This is a genomic window from Curtobacterium sp. SP.BCo (assembly GCF_051903265.1).
In the GTDB taxonomy this organism is placed as follows: Bacteria; Actinomycetota; Actinomycetes; order Actinomycetales; family Microbacteriaceae; genus Curtobacterium.
The window spans coordinates 2,427,489-2,444,769 of the sequence record NZ_CP194337.1 but is presented as its reverse complement, the minus strand read 5'-3'; the positions used below and the strand labels follow the sequence as shown (position 1 = coordinate 2,444,769).

General features: G+C 71.5%; 14 protein-coding genes and 1 pseudogene. 12 read left to right on the top strand and 3 right to left on the bottom strand.

Annotated elements, in window-relative coordinates:
- Window positions 1–10: 10 nt before the first annotated feature.
- Window positions 11–841 (top strand): undecaprenyl-diphosphate phosphatase, encoded by an 831-nt coding sequence (locus tag ACRQ4B_RS11655; RefSeq protein ID WP_439691602.1) that lies wholly within the window; start codon window positions 11–13, stop codon window positions 839–841.
- Complete coding sequence (mshC, locus tag ACRQ4B_RS11650) at window positions 838–2,082, top strand: cysteine--1-D-myo-inosityl 2-amino-2-deoxy-alpha-D-glucopyranoside ligase (protein ID WP_439691601.1); 1,245 nt, start codon at window positions 838–840, stop codon at window positions 2,080–2,082. Before ACRQ4B_RS11655 ends, mshC begins: the two co-directional genes overlap by 4 nt.
- A 410-nt stretch (window positions 2,083–2,492) precedes the next feature.
- Here the strand turns inward: mshC and ACRQ4B_RS11645 are convergent, their stop codons facing one another.
- Window positions 2,493–3,422: a proteasome assembly chaperone family protein gene (locus tag ACRQ4B_RS11645; protein WP_439691600.1), complete on the bottom strand. Its 930-nt coding sequence runs from the start codon at window positions 3,420–3,422 to the stop codon at window positions 2,493–2,495.
- Window positions 3,423–3,582: 160 nt separating this feature from the next.
- Here ACRQ4B_RS11645 and ACRQ4B_RS11640 point away from each other — a divergent pair, with 160 nt between their 5' ends.
- The 9 genes from ACRQ4B_RS11640 to ACRQ4B_RS11600 all read left to right on the top strand — a co-directional run bounded on the left by ACRQ4B_RS11640 (window position 3,583) and on the right by ACRQ4B_RS11600 (window position 14,618).
- Complete coding sequence (locus ACRQ4B_RS11640) at window positions 3,583–4,293, top strand: HAD family hydrolase (protein ID WP_439691599.1); 711 nt, start codon at window positions 3,583–3,585, stop codon at window positions 4,291–4,293.
- Entirely contained in the window at window positions 4,290–5,360 is a 1,071-nt protein-coding gene (locus ACRQ4B_RS11635) for a tRNA (adenine-N1)-methyltransferase (RefSeq protein WP_439691598.1), read from the top strand. Before ACRQ4B_RS11640 ends, ACRQ4B_RS11635 begins: the two co-directional genes overlap by 4 nt.
- Before the next feature lie 43 nt (window positions 5,361–5,403).
- Entirely contained in the window at window positions 5,404–6,333 is a 930-nt protein-coding gene (locus tag ACRQ4B_RS11630) for an FKBP-type peptidyl-prolyl cis-trans isomerase (protein ID WP_439691597.1), read from the top strand.
- 71 nt (window positions 6,334–6,404) lie between these two features.
- Window positions 6,405–7,427, top strand: a complete 1,023-nt coding sequence (locus ACRQ4B_RS11625; protein ID WP_439691596.1) for a helix-turn-helix transcriptional regulator — start codon at window positions 6,405–6,407, stop codon at window positions 7,425–7,427.
- Window positions 7,420–8,391: a helix-turn-helix transcriptional regulator gene (locus ACRQ4B_RS11620; RefSeq protein ID WP_439691595.1), complete on the top strand. Its 972-nt coding sequence runs from the start codon at window positions 7,420–7,422 to the stop codon at window positions 8,389–8,391. The genes ACRQ4B_RS11625 and ACRQ4B_RS11620 overlap by 8 nt, the downstream gene beginning before the upstream one ends.
- 926 nt (window positions 8,392–9,317) lie before the next feature.
- Window positions 9,318–10,070 (top strand): twin-arginine translocase subunit TatC, encoded by a 753-nt coding sequence (tatC, locus tag ACRQ4B_RS11615; protein WP_439694383.1) that lies wholly within the window; start codon window positions 9,318–9,320, stop codon window positions 10,068–10,070.
- Window positions 10,067–12,532: a DEAD/DEAH box helicase gene (locus ACRQ4B_RS11610; protein WP_439691594.1), complete on the top strand. Its 2,466-nt coding sequence runs from the start codon at window positions 10,067–10,069 to the stop codon at window positions 12,530–12,532. The genes tatC and ACRQ4B_RS11610 overlap by 4 nt, the downstream gene beginning before the upstream one ends.
- An 11-nt stretch (window positions 12,533–12,543) precedes the next feature.
- Window positions 12,544–14,163, top strand: coding sequence for an apolipoprotein N-acyltransferase (gene lnt, locus ACRQ4B_RS11605; RefSeq protein ID WP_439691593.1), 1,620 nt, complete (start codon window positions 12,544–12,546; stop codon window positions 14,161–14,163).
- A 104-nt stretch (window positions 14,164–14,267) separates the two neighbouring features.
- The gene (locus tag ACRQ4B_RS11600; RefSeq protein ID WP_079236067.1) at window positions 14,268–14,618 is read left to right on the top strand and encodes an RNA polymerase-binding protein RbpA; all 351 of its coding nucleotides are present in this window, start codon (window positions 14,268–14,270) and stop codon (window positions 14,616–14,618) included.
- 362 nt (window positions 14,619–14,980) lie between these two features.
- On the opposite strand, the pseudogene ACRQ4B_RS11595 reads toward ACRQ4B_RS11600, so the two are convergent.
- Together ACRQ4B_RS11595 and ACRQ4B_RS11590 are read right to left on the bottom strand one after the other, a co-directional pair.
- Window positions 14,981–15,883 (bottom strand): annotated as a pseudogene (locus ACRQ4B_RS11595) (SPFH domain-containing protein); the annotation flags it as partial.
- Window positions 15,880–16,353 (bottom strand): NfeD family protein, encoded by a 474-nt coding sequence (locus ACRQ4B_RS11590; protein WP_439691592.1) that lies wholly within the window; start codon window positions 16,351–16,353, stop codon window positions 15,880–15,882. The gene ACRQ4B_RS11590 and the pseudogene ACRQ4B_RS11595, both read right to left, overlap by 4 nt.
- Window positions 16,354–16,508: 155 nt before the next feature.
- Between ACRQ4B_RS11590 and ACRQ4B_RS11585 the strand changes: the two genes are divergently transcribed.
- Window positions 16,509–17,273, top strand: a complete 765-nt coding sequence (locus ACRQ4B_RS11585) for an SDR family oxidoreductase (RefSeq protein ID WP_439691591.1) — start codon at window positions 16,509–16,511, stop codon at window positions 17,271–17,273.
- The last annotated feature ends 8 nt before the right edge of the window (window positions 17,274–17,281 follow it).

Sequence of the window (17,281 nt, the reverse complement as noted above, 5' to 3'; positions counted from 1 at the left end):
GGCCCGCACGATGCACATCCTCGAGGCGATCTTCCTCGGCTTCGTCCAGGGGCTCACCGAGTTCCTGCCCGTCTCGTCGAGCGCGCACCTCCGGATCGTGGGGCTGTTCCTGCCCGACGCGAAGGACCCGGGGGCGGCCTTCACCGCGGTGACCCAGCTCGGCACCGAGACGGCCGTGCTGATCTACTTCTGGAAGGACATCACCCGGATCATCGGGCGGTGGTTCCGGTCGCTGTCCGGGCGGACGGTCCCGCGGAACGACCCCGACGCCCGGCTGGGGTGGCTCGTCATCCTCGGCACGATCCCGATCGGTGTTGCCGGGCTGCTGCTGAAGGACTCGATCGAGACCACGTTCCGGTCGCTCTGGATCGTCGCGATCGTGTTGATCGTGTTCGGCGTCGTCCTCGGCGTGATGGACGTCGTCGGCAAGAAGGTCCGGCGCATCGAGCACATGACCTTCGGCGGCGGCATCCTGATCGGGCTGGCGCAGATGCTGGCGCTCGTGCCCGGCGTCTCGCGCTCCGGGGCCACGGTGTCGATGGGACTCGCCCTCGGGTACACCCGACCGGCGGCCGCACGCTTCGCGTTCCTGCTCGCGGTGCCCGCCGTCTTCCTGTCCGGGCTGTACGAGGCGGCGACGAGCCTGGGGGAGACCGGCGCACCGTTCGGCCTCGCCGACACCCTGATCGCGACCGTGGTGGCGTTCGTGGTCGGCTTCGTGGTGATCGCGGCGTTCATGAACTACATCAGCAAGCGCAGCTTCATGCCGTTCGTCGTCTACCGCATCGCACTCGGTATCGTTCTCCTCGTGTTGTTGTCGCTCGGAGTGATCCAGCCGTGAGGGCCTGGCAGGTCCCGTCCGTCCCCGAAGTCCCCGGTTCCGCGCCCCGGCCCGTCGTGCACGACACGGCGACCGGCAGGCCCGTCGACCCGACCGGCGGTGAGGAGCGTGCCGCGCTCTACGTCTGCGGCATCACCCCGTACGACGCGACCCACCTCGGGCACGCCGCGACGTACCTGGCGTTCGACACGCTCGGCCGTGTCTGGCGCGACGCCGGTCTCGAGGTCGAGTACGCGCAGAACACCACCGACGTCGACGACCCGCTCCTCGAGCGCGCCGCACGGGACGGCATCGACTGGCGTGACCTGGCGGCGTCGCAGATCGACCTGTTCCGCCGCGACATGGAGGCGCTCCGCGTCCTGCCGCCGGACGACTACGTCGCCGTCACCGACGAGGTCGAGCGCGTCGCCGAGGCGGTCGCGTTCCTGCAGGAGACCGGGTACGCGTACGACGTCCCCACCGCGGACTCCGAGGGCGAGGACGTCTACTTCGACGTGAACCGCCCGACCGAGGCCTGGGCCCTGGGCGACGAGAGCGGCCTCGACCGCGAGACGATGCTCCGACTGGCTGCCGAACGCGGCGGCGACCCCGACCGGCCCGGCAAGCGCGACCCGCTCGACCCGCTGGTGTGGCGTGCCGCCCGCGCCGGCGAGCCGAGCTGGGACACCGTCCTCGGCGCCGGACGGCCCGGGTGGCACATCGAGTGCAGCGTCATCGCCGGCGACCGCCTCGGCCTGCCGATCAGCGTGCAGGGCGGCGGGAGCGACCTCGTGTTCCCCCACCACGAGATGAGCGCCGGGCACGCAGCCGCCCTCGCGCACCAGCCCCTGGCGAACGCCTACGTGCACACTGGGATGATCGCGTACCAGGGCGAGAAGATCTCGAAGTCCCTCGGCAACCTCGTCACCGTGCGCGGTCTCCTCGACGACGGCGCCGACCCGCGGGCGATCCGGCTCGCGCTCCTGTCGCACAAGTACTCCGACGACTGGGAGTGGTTCGACGCCGAGCTCACGAGTGCCACGACGCGGCTCGCGACCTGGGACGCGTGGGCGTCCGGTGCCGACGCGGGCCACGTGGACGACGCAGCGGACGTCGTCGCCCGCGTGCGTGCGCGGGTCGCGGACGACCTCGACACGCCGGGTGCGGTCGCCGCCGTGGACACCGCGATCGCCGGTGGGACGGCGGTCACGCCGGAGCTCGTCGACCTCGTCGACGCGCTGCTCGGCATCCGCCTGGCCTGACCGCCCCGCGAGATCGCACTCCGGCGGCGGCCCGTCCCGGGAACGCCCGCCGGAGTGCGATCTCGGCTCCACGGAGCGGCTCGCGACAGGCGCGACCCGATGACGGACTGGAGGCGCGGTGCCAGCTGGCACCGCGCCTCCAGTCCGTCGGTCGGCGTTGGTCGCAGGACGTGGCGTGCGTGTGTCACCGTGGTCGCACGGAGTGTCGCCCCGCGCTGCCGGAGCCGACACCTTCCGCGACCAACGCCGTGGGCCGTCCGGACGGGAGGGTCGTGGTGGGCCCGCACCGCGCCTCCGGATCGTCGGTCGGCGTTGGTCGCACGACGTGCCGTGCGCGTCTCACGGTGGTCGCACGAACTGTCGCTCCGCCCTCCCGGAGCCGACACCTTCTGCGATCAACCGGACCCTGTCTACTGCGGGGGCTGCGGCGGGCGGAAGCCCTCGCCGCCGGCGGTGCCGCCCTCCTTGCCGTCCTTGCGCTCCCGACGGCGCAGGTACTGCTCGAACTCCTGCGCGATGGCGTCACCGGACGCCTCGGGGGAGTCGACGGTGTCGCGCGCCTGCTCGAGCTGTCCGATGTACGAGGCCATGTCCTCGTCGTCGGCGGCGAGGGCGTCGATGCCCTCCTCCCACTCGGTCGCGTCGTCGAGCAGTGAGCCGCGCGGCACGGTGACGTCGGTGAGTTCCTCGATCTTGTCGAGGAGCGACAGCGTGGCCTTCGGCGAGGGCGAGTTGTGCACGTAGTGCGGCACGGAGGCCCAGAGCGACAGCGTGGTGAGGCCGGCCTTGTCCATGGCGTCGGCGAGGACGCCGAGGATGCCGGTCGGACCCTCGTACGAGGACTTGTCGACGTCGAAGGCCGCACGGACGCCGGCGTTCTCGCTCGACACGAACACCGAGATCGGTCGGGTGTGCGGGACGTCGGCGAGCATCGCGCCGACGAACACGACCGCGTCGATCGAGTAGACGTCCGCCAGGTCGATGATCTCGGCGCAGAAGCCCCGCCAGGTGCGCGAGGGCTCCGGGCCGACGAGCACGAAGACGTCGCGCTCGGACGGCGACCCGGTGGCGCCGATCACGGGACGCCCCTCGGCGCCGGGACCGTGCAGGACGATGCGCGGCCACTGGACGCCGCGCACACCGTTGTCGTCGACGCCGACGTTCGGCCGGTTGAACTGGTAGTCGACGTACCGCTCACCGTCGAGCTCGCGCAGCTCGTCGAGCTCGAGCGACTCGACGATGCGCCTGGCGAGACCGCTCGCCGCTTCTCCGGCGTCGTTCCAGCCCTCGAACGCGACGACGAGCAGTCGTCCGTCGCTGAAGGGGGAGTGCTGTGGCACGGACGGGACCTCCTGGTGGTGGAGCGGGGCGGGAGCGGCGCGGGCCGCACTCGGCCGGACACGATTCAGGCAACAAGGATAGGGCCGCGGGCGTTCCCCGCGCCCGCACGTCCGCGCTGAGCGGAAAGCGCGACCGAGCGCCCCGGTAGACTCGTCGCCCGTGACCGCCCAGCACCCCGACCGAGTCCTGCCCGCAGCCGTGCTGTGGGACATGGACGGCACGATCATCGACACCGAGCCGATCTGGCAGCAGTCCCAGGTCGAGCTGACCGAACGCTACGGCGTCGTGTGGACCCACGAGGACGGGCTCGCCCTCGTCGGCAGCGGCCTCGAGCGGTCCGGCGAGATCCTCCGCGACAAGGGCGTCGACATGGAGGTCGAGGAGATCATCCAGTGGATGACCGAGTACGTCATGGTGCGGCTGCGTGCCGGCGACCTGCCCTGGCGCCCGGGTGCGCGGGAACTCATCGAGGAACTCCACGGTCGGGGCATCCCGACCGCGCTCGTCACGATGTCGCGTCGGAAGATGGCGCTCGTCGCGGCCGACGCGCTCGGGGAGCGTGGCTTCCGGGTCGTCGTCGCCGGCGACGACGTCGAGCGGCCGAAGCCGTTCCCGGACGCGTACCTCGCCGCCGCTGCCGCGCTCGGGGTCGAGGCCACCGCCTGCGTCGCGATCGAGGACTCCGCGACCGGGGTCGCCTCGGCCGTCGCCTCCGGTGCCGTGACGGTCGCCGTCGAGCACATCGTCCCGCTGTCCGACATCACCGGTGGCGACGTGCACCTGACCACCCTGGCGGACGTGGACGTCGACCGGCTCGTCGAGCTGACCGGTCCGGCCCTCGCCGCCCGCACCCAGGAGGTCGCACGATGACCGACCCGATCGACGCCCTCCCGCACACCGCCGGCGGCGCCCCGCACACCCCGCCCCGCGGTCCGTTCCGTGCCGGCGACCGTGTGCAGCTGACCGGGCCGAAGGGAAAGCTCACCACGCTGTCCCTCGAGACGGCCGGCGAGTACCACACGCACCGCGGCGTCCTCCGCCACGACGACGTGATCGGGCAGCCGGACGGCTCGGTGATCCGGGCGAGCACCGGGGACGAGTACCTCGCGCTCCGGCCGCTCCTGAACGACTACGTGATGTCGATGCCGCGCGGTGCGGCGATCGTCTACCCGAAGGACGCCGCGCAGATCGTCGCCTTCGCGGACGTGTTCCCCGGCGCCCGCGTGGTGGAGGCCGGGGTCGGCTCCGGCGCCCTCTCGCTCTTCCTCCTCCGGGCGATCGGTCCGACCGGGCAGCTGCAGTCCTTCGAGCGACGCGAGGAGTTCGCCGCCATCGCCCGCGGCAACGTCGGCACCTTCCTCGGGGCCGTCCCGGACAACTGGTCGGTGACGGTCGGCGACCTCGTCGAGGAGCTGCCCGGCGCGACCGAGCCGCAGAGCGTCGACCGGGTCGTGCTCGACATGCTCGCGCCCTGGGAGTGCGTCGACGCCGCCGCGGACGCCCTCGTGCCCGGTGGCCTGATCGTCTGCTACGTCGCGACGGTCACGCAGCTGTCCCGCACCGCGGAGGCGCTCCGCGACACCGGCCGCTTCACCGACCCGCAGTCGAGCGAGACCCTCGTCCGCACCTGGCACGTCGAGGGGCTCGCCGTCCGTCCGGACCACCGCATGGTCGGGCACACCGGGTTCCTCGTCACCGCGCGCCGCCTCGCCGACGGCGTCGTGCTCCCGAACCTGAAGCGTCGCGCAGGCAAGGTCGAGTTCTCCGACGAGGACGTCGAGGCCTGGACCCCCGGCGCCGTGGGCGAGCGCTCGGCGAGCGACAAGAAGCTCCGCAAGGTCGCACGGCAGGCAGCCGCGCAGGCACGCAAGGTCGCCGCCGCCGAGGCCGGGGCCGCCCCGTCCGACGCGGACGAGGCTCCTGCGGGCGACCGGTAGGCTACGCGACGTGCCCGTCCTGCATCGAACGGAAAGAGGGTCCGTGCGCACCATCCCCGCACTCCTGGTCACCATCGGCCTCGCCGCAGCGCTCACCGGCTGCGCGTCCAGCGGGGCCGGCACGACGCCGTCGAGCTGCGCCGCTCCCGGTGCCGCGTCCGAAGCGGTGACCGCCACCGGGTCGTTCGGCAAGGAGCCGAAGGTCTCGGTCCCCGCCGGCCTCACCACCAAGGGCACGCAGGTCTCCGTGCTGCGGAACGGCGACGGACGCGAGGTCGAGGACGGCACCCCCGTCATCATCGAGTACACCCTCGTCGACGGCGCCACCGGTGACGTCGCCCAGACGAGCGGGTACTCCGGCGCGACCGCGCCGATCACCGCGGGCGCCGGCAACTACGGTGCGCTCGGCGCCGCACTCGAGTGCGCGCACGTCGGCGACCGGCTGGCCGTCGCCCTGCCGAAGAGCGCCCTCAGCTCCGCGGCGACCGGCGACACGGGCACGCGCTCGAACAAGACCGAGGACGCCGTCATCGCCGTCATCGACGTCAAGCGGGCCTTCGACGCGCGCGCCACCGGCACGCCGCAGCTCGCCGGCGACGGGATGCCCGCCGTGGTGCTCGCCCCGTCCGGTGCCCCCGGCATCACGATCCCGTCCTGGAAGGCCCCGGCCTCCGACGAGACCCACCTCCTCCGCAAGGGCTCCGGTGCCGAGCTGACCGCGAAGGACACCGCGCTCATCAAGTACACCGCCGTCACCTGGGGAGCCGACGGTGCCGACGCGACCGTGGCCGGTTCCAGCTGGACCGACGGTTCCGGTGCGCAGTCGATCCCGCTCGCCAAGGGACAGGTCGCCGAGGGCGTCCGGAACGCCATCGTCGGTCACCGCGTCGGCGACCAGGTGCTCGCGATCGTGCACCAGCAGGGCACCGCCTACGCCTACGTGATCGACGTGCTCGGGAAGATCTCGAACTGACCCCTCCGGACCGTCCACGGACCGCGGCGCGGGTGCACTCCGGTGCCCCCGCGCTGCCGTAGGATCGGCTCGTGCCAGCGACCCGTGTGCCCCGTGTGCCTGCCGAGGAACGGCTGTTCAGCCTGGTGCTCGCGCTGCTCTCGACGGAGTCCGGGCTCACGAAGTCGGAGATCCTCGCGAACGTGCAGGGGTACCGCCAGCGCTTCACCACCGGGGGCGACAACGCCTCGCTCGAGCGGCAGTTCGAGCGCGACAAGGACGACGTCCGCGAACTCGGCATCCCCCTCGAGACCATCGAGACCCCGGGCGCCGCGGGCAACAACCAGACGCTCCGGTACCGGATCCCGAAGGGCGAGTACGACCTGCCCGACGACGTCCGCTTCACCCCGGACGAGTCCGCGCTGCTGTCGCTCGCCGCGATGGCCTGGCGCGAGGGCGCGTTGTCAGCGGACTCCCGTCGCGGACTCCTGAAGGTGCGCTCCGCCGGGTCCGAGGACGACGAGGGCGCCGGCGCGATCGGCGTCGACGCCTACGCACCGCGGCTCCGCGCCCGGGACGTCGCGTTCGAACCGCTCCGGTCCGCGCTCGACCGCTCGGCGGCCGTCCGGTTCGACTACATCACCCCCGGACAGCACGAAGCGCGACGCCGTCAGGTCGCACCCCTCGCGCTCGTGCAGCACGGCGGACGGTGGATGCTCGCGGCGCACGAGTTCGCGAGCAGTTCCGACAAGAACTACCTGCTCTCCCGCATCGTCGGGCCGGTCACCCAGTACGAGGTCGGGCAGCACCCCGCACCCGCCGGTGCTGGCGAGCGCACGCTGACCGAGCTGGAACGCATCTGGGCGGCCCGCACCGCGCGCATCCGGGTCGTGCGGGGTTCCGACGCCGAACGCCGCCTGGGCCGCCGTCGCGACACCGAGACCGACGAGCCCGGCGTGCTCGTGCTGCACCACGTCGACCCGCAGATCCTGGCCGAAGAACTCGCGGCCTTCGGGCCGGAGGTGCAGGTGCTCGAACCGGCCGACCTGCGCGACCGGGTGACCGCCAGACTGCGGGCGCTCGTGTCCGACCACGAAGGGACGAACCGTGGCTGAGCAGCAACCGCTGCAGGCGCAGGACAAGCTCGCGTTCCTGCTCGCCCTCGTGCCGTACCTCATCGACCGCGAACGCGTCTCGGTGGCCGAGGCCGCCCGGCACTTCGGCGTGCCCGAGGCCCGGATCCGTCGAGCGGTCGAGCTCATCGCGGTGTCCGGGGTCCCCGGCGAGACGATGCAGTACCAGCACGGCGACCTCTTCGACATCGCCTGGGACGACTTCGACCAGAACGACATGATCGTCCTGACGAACCTCGTCGCGATCGACGACTCCCCGCGGCTCTCCGCGCGCGAGGCCTCGGCCCTCATCGCCGGCCTGCAGTACCTGTCGGCGCTGCCCGAGGCGGCCGACCGCGACGCGATCCGAGCGCTGATGGCGAAGCTGTCCCGCGGTGCCGGGGGAGCGGCAGCGAACGTCGCGGTCGGGCAGGACCTGCACGACGTCGCCCTCGCCACGATCCGCCGCGCGATGGCCGACGGCCGCGGGCTCGCCTTCGAGTACGCCGGGCCCCGCACGCAGGGTGGTCCCCGCCGCGTCGACCCCCTGCGCGTCGAGTCCATCGACACCGACTGGTACCTCCGCGCCTGGGACCTCGACCGACAGGCGCTCCGGACGTTCCGCCTCGACCGGATGTCCGCCGTGCGGATCGACGACCGTGCGGCGGAGAAGTCCGTCGACGACGTCGTGATCCCTGACACGCTCTTCCAGCAGGCCGCCGAGGACGTCATCGTCACGGTCGAGCTCGACTCGTCGTCGCTGCCCCTGGTGGCCGACTTCCTCGCCGACACCGCGGACGCGTCCGACGGTGACGGCCGGGTGCGCATCCGCCTGGCGGCGTCGAACGGGTTCGACGGGGTGGTCCGGCTCGTCGCCGGTCTGCCTGGCCGTGCGGTTGTGCTCGACCCGCCGGCGGCGCGCGCTGCGGTCCGCGACTTCGCGGCTGCCGCCGTCGCCGCGTACTGACCACAGGTCGCCCCGGCGCGCCCCGGCCAACACCGGCCGGGAGGCACGGTGCGGGCCCGCCCCGCGCCTCCCGTCCGTCCCTGGCGCCGTTCCGCGCGTAGGTGGTCGTTTCGTGCATCGGTGGCCGTTCCGCGCGTAGCTGGTCGTTTCGTGCACAGGTGGCCGTTCCGCGCGTAGCTGGTCGTTTCTTTCGGCCAGGTACGCGCGATTCCGCTTCCTACCGCTCCCGCTATGGGAAGAACCGCTCACCACGCACCTGGTCACCGCCGGCCTGGAGGCACGGTGCCGGTCCGCCCCGCGCCTCCCGTCCGTCCCCGGGGCCGTTTCGTGCACAGGTGGCCGTTCCGCGCGTAGCTGGTCGTTTCTTTCGGCCAGGTACGCGCGATTCCGCTTCCTACCGCGCCCGCTATGGGAGGAATCGCTCACCACGCACCCCGGCCGCCGCCGGCCTGGAGGCACGGTGCCGGTCCGCCCCGCGCCTCCCGTCCGTCCCCGGGGCCGTTTCGTGCACAGGTGGTCGTTTCGTGCGTACCTGGTCGTTTCTTTCGGCCAAGTACGCGCGATTCCGCTTCCTACCGCGCCCGCTATGGGAGGAATCGCTCACCACGCACCCCGGCCGCCGCCGGCCTGGAGGCACGGTGCCGGTCCGCCCCGCGCCTCCCGTCCGTCCCCGGGGCCGTTTCGTGCACAGGTGGCCGTTCCGCGCGTACCTGGTCGTTTCTTTCGGCCAGGTACGCGCGATTCCGCTTCCTACCGCGCCCGCTATGGGAAGAACCGCACGCGCCCCACCGCACGAACCAGCGCGGGTCCGCACGGACACGACGGACTGTCGGCCCCCGTCCCGTAGGATCGACCACATGGCTTCGACGACCGCGCGCGGGCGAGCGAGGCGGACCGGACGTCCGACGAAGGACACCGAGGGCCGCATGTCGCTCGGGCAGCACCTCATCGAGCTGCGCAACCGCCTGTTCAAGGCCGTCATCGCCGTGGCGGTGTGTGCCGTGGGCGGGTGGTTCCTGACGCCGTTCGTGCTCGATTCGCTCCGGGCCCCGGTCGCCGAGCTCGCCAAGGTCGGCGGGCACACGGCCGAGCTGAACTTCCCGATGATCACCGGCGCGTTCGACCTGCGGCTGCAGATCGCGATCACGATGGGCATCGTGATCTCGAGTCCGGTGTGGCTCTACCAGATCTGGGCGTTCATCGTCCCCGCACTGGTCCGGCGCGAGAAGCAGTACGTCTGGGGCTTCCTCGGCACCGCGATCCCGCTGTTCTTCGCCGGGTGCTGGTTCGGGTGGTACATCCTGCCGCACGTCGTCGGCATCCTCGGCAGCTTCGTGTCGAGCCAGGACACCTCGATCGTCGACGCGAAGGCGTACTACGACTTCGTCATCAAGCTCATCGTCGCGGTGGGCATCGCCTTCGTGCTGCCGGTGTTCCTCGTGCTGCTGAACTTCGTCGGCGTGCTGTCGGCCTCGTCGATCATGAAGTCGTGGCGGATCGCGATCCTCTGCATCCTGGTCTTCTGCGCGATCGTCACGCCGAGTGCCGACGTCATCTCGATGTTCCTGCTCGCGGTGCCGATGATCGTCCTCTACGTGGCGGCCTGCGCGGTCGCCTGGTTCCACGACCGCCGGGTGGCGAAGCGTCAGGCGAAGCTCGACGAAGAGTACGGACTGTGAGTCCCAGGACGCAGCCGAGCGCCAGCACCGGGCCGAGCGCCGCCGAGCGGTTCGCCGCTGCGAAGATCCGGAACCGCTCCCGCAACCTCGAACTGTTCCGCACCGACCTCCGCTTCGACCTCGACCCGTTCCAGTTCGCCGCCTGCGACGCGTTGGACCAGGGCCGCAGCGTGCTCGTGGCCGCCCCGACGGGTGCCGGCAAGACGATCGTCGCCGAGTTCGCGATCTGGTTGGCGATGCGGCAGCCGACGGCGAAGGTGTTCTACACGACGCCGATGAAGGCGCTGAGCAACCAGAAGTACTCGGAGCTCGTGGACGTCTACGGCGAGTCCGAGGTGGGACTGCTCACCGGCGACACGAACGTGAACCCCCGGGCCCGGGTCGTCGTGATGACGACCGAGGTCCTCCGCAACATGATCTACGCGGACTCCGACCTGCTCGACGACCTCGCCTGGGTGGTCCTCGACGAGGTGCACTACCTGGCGGACCGGTTCCGCGGCGCGGTGTGGGAAGAGGTCATCCTGCACCTGCCCACCGAGGTCCGGCTGGTGTCCCTGAGCGCCACGGTGTCGAACGCCGAGGAGTTCGGCGACTGGCTGCAGACCGTCCGCGGCGACACCGACGTGATCGTGTCCGAGGACCGCCCGGTGCCGCTGGAACAGCACGTGCTGGTGGGCTCGAAGATGGTCGACCTGTTCGACTCGAGCGGCGCCGCGGCGACGAACCGGGTCAACCCCGAGCTCCTGCGGCTCGTCGGCGGTGCGTCCCGGAGCGAGCGGCACGGGGGCGGGCACCGTGGTGGTCGGGGACGAGGCGGCTACCACGACCGCCGTGGTCCGCGCACCGAGAAGCTGCACCGTGAACGCATCGCCCACATGCTCGACGAGCGGATGCTGCTGCCGGCCATCTTCTTCGTCTTCAGCCGCAACGGCTGCGACCAGGGCGTCCGGAACGTGCTCCGCTCGGGGCTCTCGCTGACGACCGCCCCGGAGCGCAACGAGATCCGCGAGACGGCCGAGTACCACTGTCGGACGCTCCTCGACGAGGACCTCGCCGTCCTGGGCTACTGGGAGTGGCTCGAGGGACTGGAGCGGGGCATCGCCGCGCACCACGCCGGGCTGCTGCCGGCGTTCAAGGAGGTCGTCGAGGACCTCTTCCAGCGCAAGCTCCTCAAGGTCGTGTTCGCGACGGAGACCCTGGCGCTCGGCGTGAACATGCCCGCACGGACCGTGGTGCTCGAGAAGCTCGAGAAGTTCAACGGTGAGGCCCGCGTGCCGATCACGCCGGGGGAGTACACGCAGCTCACCGGTCGTGCCGGTCGCCGCGGCATCGACGTCGAGGGGCACTCGGTCATCCAGTGGTCGGACGGTCTCGACCCGCAGGCCGTGGCGTCCTTGGCGAGCCGACGCACCTACCCGCTGAACTCGTCGTTCAAGCCGACCTACAACATGGCCGTGAACCTCATCGACCAGTTCGGGCGGCAGCGCACCCGTGAGGTCCTCGAGACCTCGTTCGCGCAGTTCCAGGCCGACCGCTCGGTGGTCGACCTCGCCCGCAAGGTCCGGTCGCAGCAGGAGTCCCTCGACGGCTACCAGCAGGCGATGCAGTGCCACCTCGGCGACTTCACCGAGTACGCGGCGCTCCGACGCGAGCTCTCTGACCTCGAGCGGACGAACGTCCCCGGTGGGCGTGAGGCCTCGCACGGTGCCCGCGCCGAACGCCAGGCGGCGATCACCGACGTCCGCCGTCGCATGCAGCGCCACCCCTGCCACGCCTGCCCGGACCGCGAGGCCCACGCCCGCTGGTCCGAGCGCTGGTACAAGCTCAAGCGCGCCAACGACAAGCTGGTGCAGCAGATCCGGTCCCGGACCGGCGCCGTGGCGACGACGTTCGACCGGGTCACCGACGTGCTGCTCGAACTCGGCTACCTCGTCGCGACCGGCAACGGCGAGGCGACGGTCGCCGCGGGCGGTCGACGGCTGCAGCGGATCTACGGCGAGCGGGACCTGCTCGTCGCCGAGTGCCTGGAGGCCGGGGTCTGGAAGGACCTCACCCCGGCGCAGCTCGCCGCGATGGCCGCCACGATCGTGTACCAGCCGCGTCGCGAGGACGCCCCGGGCACCGAGCACGCCCTCCCGCGGGGTGCGTTCCGCCCGGCGCTCGACGAGACCCTGACGATCTGGGCTCGTCTCGACGACATCGAGCGTGACGCCCGGCTCGCCGGCTCGCAGCCACCGACGCCGGCGATGGCGGTCGGCATGTTCCGGTGGGCGTCTGGCTCCGCGCTCGACGACGTCCTGCGGACGCTCGACCTACCGGCGGGGGACTTCGTCCGCTGGTCGAAGCAGGTCATCGACCTCCTCGACCAGGTCCGGAACGCCGGCGACGAGGACCTCGCCCAGACCGCCCGACGCGCGACGGACGCGGTCCGCCGCGGCATCGTCGCCTACGCGGCAGTCTGACGGGAGGCCCGGTGCAGCTCCTCGACACCCCTGTGCGCCCGGCGCGTGGTCGGGCCCACGGCGCGGTCGTCCCGGTTGCGCGTGGGCCGTTCGACGCGTTGCCGCTCGCGCAGGCGTTCCCGCTCGCGGTGATCGGCGGTGTGCTCTTCGCCCTGTCGTTCCCGTCGCCCGGGTGGTGGTTCCTCGCCTACCCGGCGCTCGCGTGCATGCTGCTCGCGGCGATGGGGCAGCGCGCGCGGCGTGCCGCGTGGCTCGGCTACGTTGCGGGCGCAGCCTTCTTCGTCCCCGCGATCTCGTGGGCGGGACGCTACCTGGGGCCGGTCCCGTGGTTCGCGCTCGCGTTGTTCGAGGCCGTGTTCTTCGCCCTCGGCAGCGTGGCGATCGCCCTCGCGTACCGGTGGGTCGCCCGCGTCGTGCCGTCGACCGCCGGACGCGTGTGGGGCCTCCCGGCCGTCGTCGCGGCACTGTGGACCGGACGCGAGTGGTTCTCGGGGAGCTGGCCCTACGGTGGCTTCGCTTGGGGGCGCGTCGGTCTGTCCCAGTCCCAGGGACCGTTCGCCCACCTGGCCGCGTACGTCGGCGTCCTCGGCCTGACGTTCGTGGTCGTGTACTGCGTCGCGGTGGTGCTGTCGCTCGCGCTCGTGACGCCGCGGGAACCGGGTCGGACCGTCCGCGTGCCGGTGCGGATCGCGAGCGCGGGGCTCCTCGTGGCCGCGGTGCTGGCCGTCCCGGCGTGGCCGACCGCCACGAACGGCACGATCCGCGTCGAGTCGGTGCAGGGCAACGGCCCGGCCGGGTACTTCGACCGGGCACAGCCGGGGGAGGTCCTGGCGGCGCAGGTCGCCGCCACCGACGTCGATGCGAAGGGCGTCGACCTCGTCGTCTGGCCGGAGGGGTCGGCGGAGTTCGACCCCCGACAGCAGCGGGTCATCGCCTCGGCGCTCGACTCGGTCGTCGACGCGGTCGGCGCACCGATCGTCGCCGGTGCCATCACCCAGACGCGGTCGGGCGTCCTGCACAACACGTCGTTCGTCTGGACCGCCGACGGTTGGCAGTCCTCGTACGACAAGAAGCGGCCGGTGCCCTTCGGCGAGTACGTGCCCGACCGGTGGTTCTTCTCGAAGCTGGCGCCGTCGCTCATCGGACTGCTGCAGCGCGACTACACGCCGGGTACGAAGCCGAACGTCCTGTCCGTCGCCGGGGTCAAGGCCGGCATCGCGATCTGCTTCGACATCGTCGACGACGGACTCACCCGCGACATGGCGCGCGGGGGAGCGCAGGTGATCCTCGCCCAGACCAACAACGCCGACTTCTCGGGCACCGACGAGAACCTGCAGCAGCTCGAGATCGCTCGGATGCGGGCGATCGAGACGGGGCGGTCGCTGGTGAACATCTCGACGGTCGGTGCCTCGCAGGTCATCGACCCGTCCGGGCGCACGATCGACCGGGTGCCCGAGTACACGGCGACCTCGATGATCACCGACGTGCCGCTCGGCACCTCCACCACACCAGCGACGATCGCGTCGGGTTCGATCGCGCTCGTCCTCGCGCTCGGGGGCCTGCTCACGCTGCTCGCCTGCGCTCCGTGGTCCCGCCGGGTGGCGCGGACCGCGGTCGTCCGTCGTTCCTGAGCGCCGCGCCGTCCCACTGGGAACGGACTGTGAATGCACCGGTCCGGGAGTGATGCCACGTGGGACAGTGTTGGGGAGGGTAGACGAGCGAGAGGAGCACACACATGGCTGATCGGAGTCTCCGCGGCATGCGGCTCGGGAGTCAGAGCCTCCAGAGCGAAGAGGGCGTCGAGCTCTCGGACCGCAAGCGCGCGGTCTACCAGACCGACTCGGGCGAGACGTTCGACATCGTCTTCTCGGCCGACGCCGACGTGCCCCAGACCTGGTCGGAGCCCCGCTCCGGTCGCGAGGGTCGTCTGCTCGGTGACGACGGCATCCCCGTCGAGGTCGCCGAAGAGGACGTCAAGGCACCTCGGACGCACTGGGACATGCTGCTCGAACGGCGCTCGCGCGAGGAGCTCGAGGAGCTCCTGCAGGAACGTCTGCAGTTCCTCCGCGCCCGACGTGGCGCCTGACCCACGCACGAACGACGACGCCCGCCCCGGAGATCCGGGGCGGGCGTCGTCGTCGGTGCGTCATCGGTCAGCGATCACCGGTCGCCGGGGCGCCGTCCGGAGCTGTCGCCGGTGCGGTGGCCCGACGCGTCCGTCTCGGCCGCAGCGGCGGCGTCGTCGGCCGCCGCGAGGTGCTCGTCGACGCTGCGGTTCGACGCCGCCAGACGCTCGTCGAGCTCCGACTCCGGCACGATGTCCGCAGCCGTCGCGTCCGGGCGGGGTGCGGAACCGGTGGCGGCGTCGGCGGTGGCGGTGTTCGCGAGGCTCTCGTTCGCCAGCTTCGAGATGCGCGAGAGGAAGTCTCCGCCCGCACCTCCGGCGGCGGGAGCGCTGCCCGTCCGTCCGCCGGAGAAGCCCTTCGCGATGCCGGACAGTGCCTCGGTGAACTCGCTCGGGATCATCCAGAGCTTGTTGGCGGTGCCCTCGGCGATCTTCGGCAGCATCTGCAGGTACTGGTAGGAGAGCAGCTTGTCGTCCGGGTCACCGGTGTGGATCGCCTCGAAGACGGTCGCGATCGCGGACGCCTCACCCTCGGCCCGGAGGACCTGGGCCTTCGCGTCACCCTCGGCGGCGAGGATGGCGGCCTGTCGCTGACCCTCGGCCTCGAGGATCTGGGACTGCTTCGTGCCCTCGGCCTGCAGGATCGCGGCACGACGGCTCCGCTCGGCACGCAGCTGCTGCTCCATGGCGTCCTGGATGGACACGGGCGGCTCGATCGCCTTGAGCTCGACCCGGCCGACGCGGATGCCCCACTTGCCGGTCGCCTCGTCGAGGACCACACGGAGCTGCCCGTTGATGTTGTCGCGGCTCGTCAGTGCTTCTTCGAGGTTGAGGCCACCGACGACGTTGCGGAGCGTGGTCGTGGTGAGCTGCTCGACGGCACCGAGGTAGTTCGCGATCTCGTAGGTCGCGGCGCGGGCGTCGGTGACCTGGAAGTAGACGACCGTGTCGATCGAGACGACCAGGTTGTCCTCGGTGATCACGGGCTGCGGCGGGAAGGAGACGACCTGCTCACGCATGTCGAGCAACGGCCGGAGGCGGTCGATGAACGGCACCAGGAGGTTCAACCCTGGGTTGAGGGTCTTGTGGTACTTCCCGAGGCGCTCGACGATCCCGGCCGTCGCCTGCGGCACGATCCGGATCGCGCGGGACAGGACGACGATCACGAAGATGACGACGACCAGGATGAGGACGAGCAGTGCGATCGTCCCGGCTGAGATGGTCACGAGGTGGCCCTTTCTCCGAGGCGGACGACCGCGGTCGACCCCTCGATGGACTCGACGACCACAGGGGTCCCGAGCGGCGGTGTTCGGTCGGTGGAGTCGGCGGCGATGCGGGCGCTCCAGGTCTCGCCGTTCGCCAGGCGCACCTGGCCGGGAGCGGACGAGGTGAAGGCCACGGCGACGGTGCCGCGCAGGCCGATCAGGCCCTCGACGTTCGTGCGGTGCGGATCGGCGTTCCGGCCGAGCGCCGTGAGCAGGCGCGGTCGGACGAGCGACAGCAGCAGGAGCGCGACGCCGGCGGCGATGATGGCCGAGAGCCACCACGGGGCGCCGAGCAGGGCGGCGATCAGCCCGCCGGCGGCGCCCGCCGCGAGCATGATGAAGATGAAGTCGAGGGTGAAGATCTCGACCACGCCCAGCAAGAGCACCAGGCCGATCCAGACGACGGTCTGGATCCAATCGATTCCGTTCACGCGATCTCCCTCCCTCGGTCGCGCGCGGCGGCTCGCTGCGTCGCGACGGCCGGTCCAACTCCGTTCAACATATCAGCCCGCCACCGATGACGCCCAGGCGATCGGTAGACTCGTCGGCGGCCGACCGGCCGGAACGCAACCTGGAGAAGACGACTGTGAGCAACCCCCTCGCCCCCGGATCCCTCGCCGACACGCGCGCCCTCGTCACGGGGTCGTCCCGCGGCATCGGTGCCGACACCGTCGGGTACCTGGCCGAGGCCGGCGCCAAGGTCGTCGTGAACTACCGCAACAAGGCCAAGCGTGCCGAGCAGATCGCCGAGAAGATCGTCGCGGCGGGTGGGTCCGCGCTCGCCGTGGGTGCCGACCTGACCGACCACGACTCGGTGCAGGCGATGGTGGACACGGTCGTCGACGCATGGGGTGGCATCGACCTGCTCGTGCTGAACGCCTCCGGCGGGATGGAGTCCGGTCTCGGCGAGGACTACGCGCTCCGCCTGAACCGGGACGCCCAGGTCGACATGCTGCAGACCGCGGTCCCGCACATGCCCGCCGGCTCCCGGGTCGTCTTCGTGACGAGCCACCAGGCCCACTTCGTCGAGACCGCCGAGACCATGGACGAGTACGTCCCGGTCGCGAAGAGCAAGCGCGCGGGGGAACTCGCGCTGCGCGAGCTCGTGCCGCAGCTCGAGGCAGCCGGCATCGAGTTCGTCGTCGTCTCCGGCGACATGATCGAGGGCACGATCACCGCCACGCTCCTCAACCGCCTGAACCCGGGGGCGATCGAGGGTCGACGGCAGGAGGTCGGCAAGCTCTACAGCGTGTCCGAGTTCGCCGCCGAGATCGCCCTCGCCGCGGTCGAGCCGATCCCGGCCGACCACACGAAGCTCGTCGGCGACGTCAGCGGCTTCACCGCGTCCTAGCCGGCCGC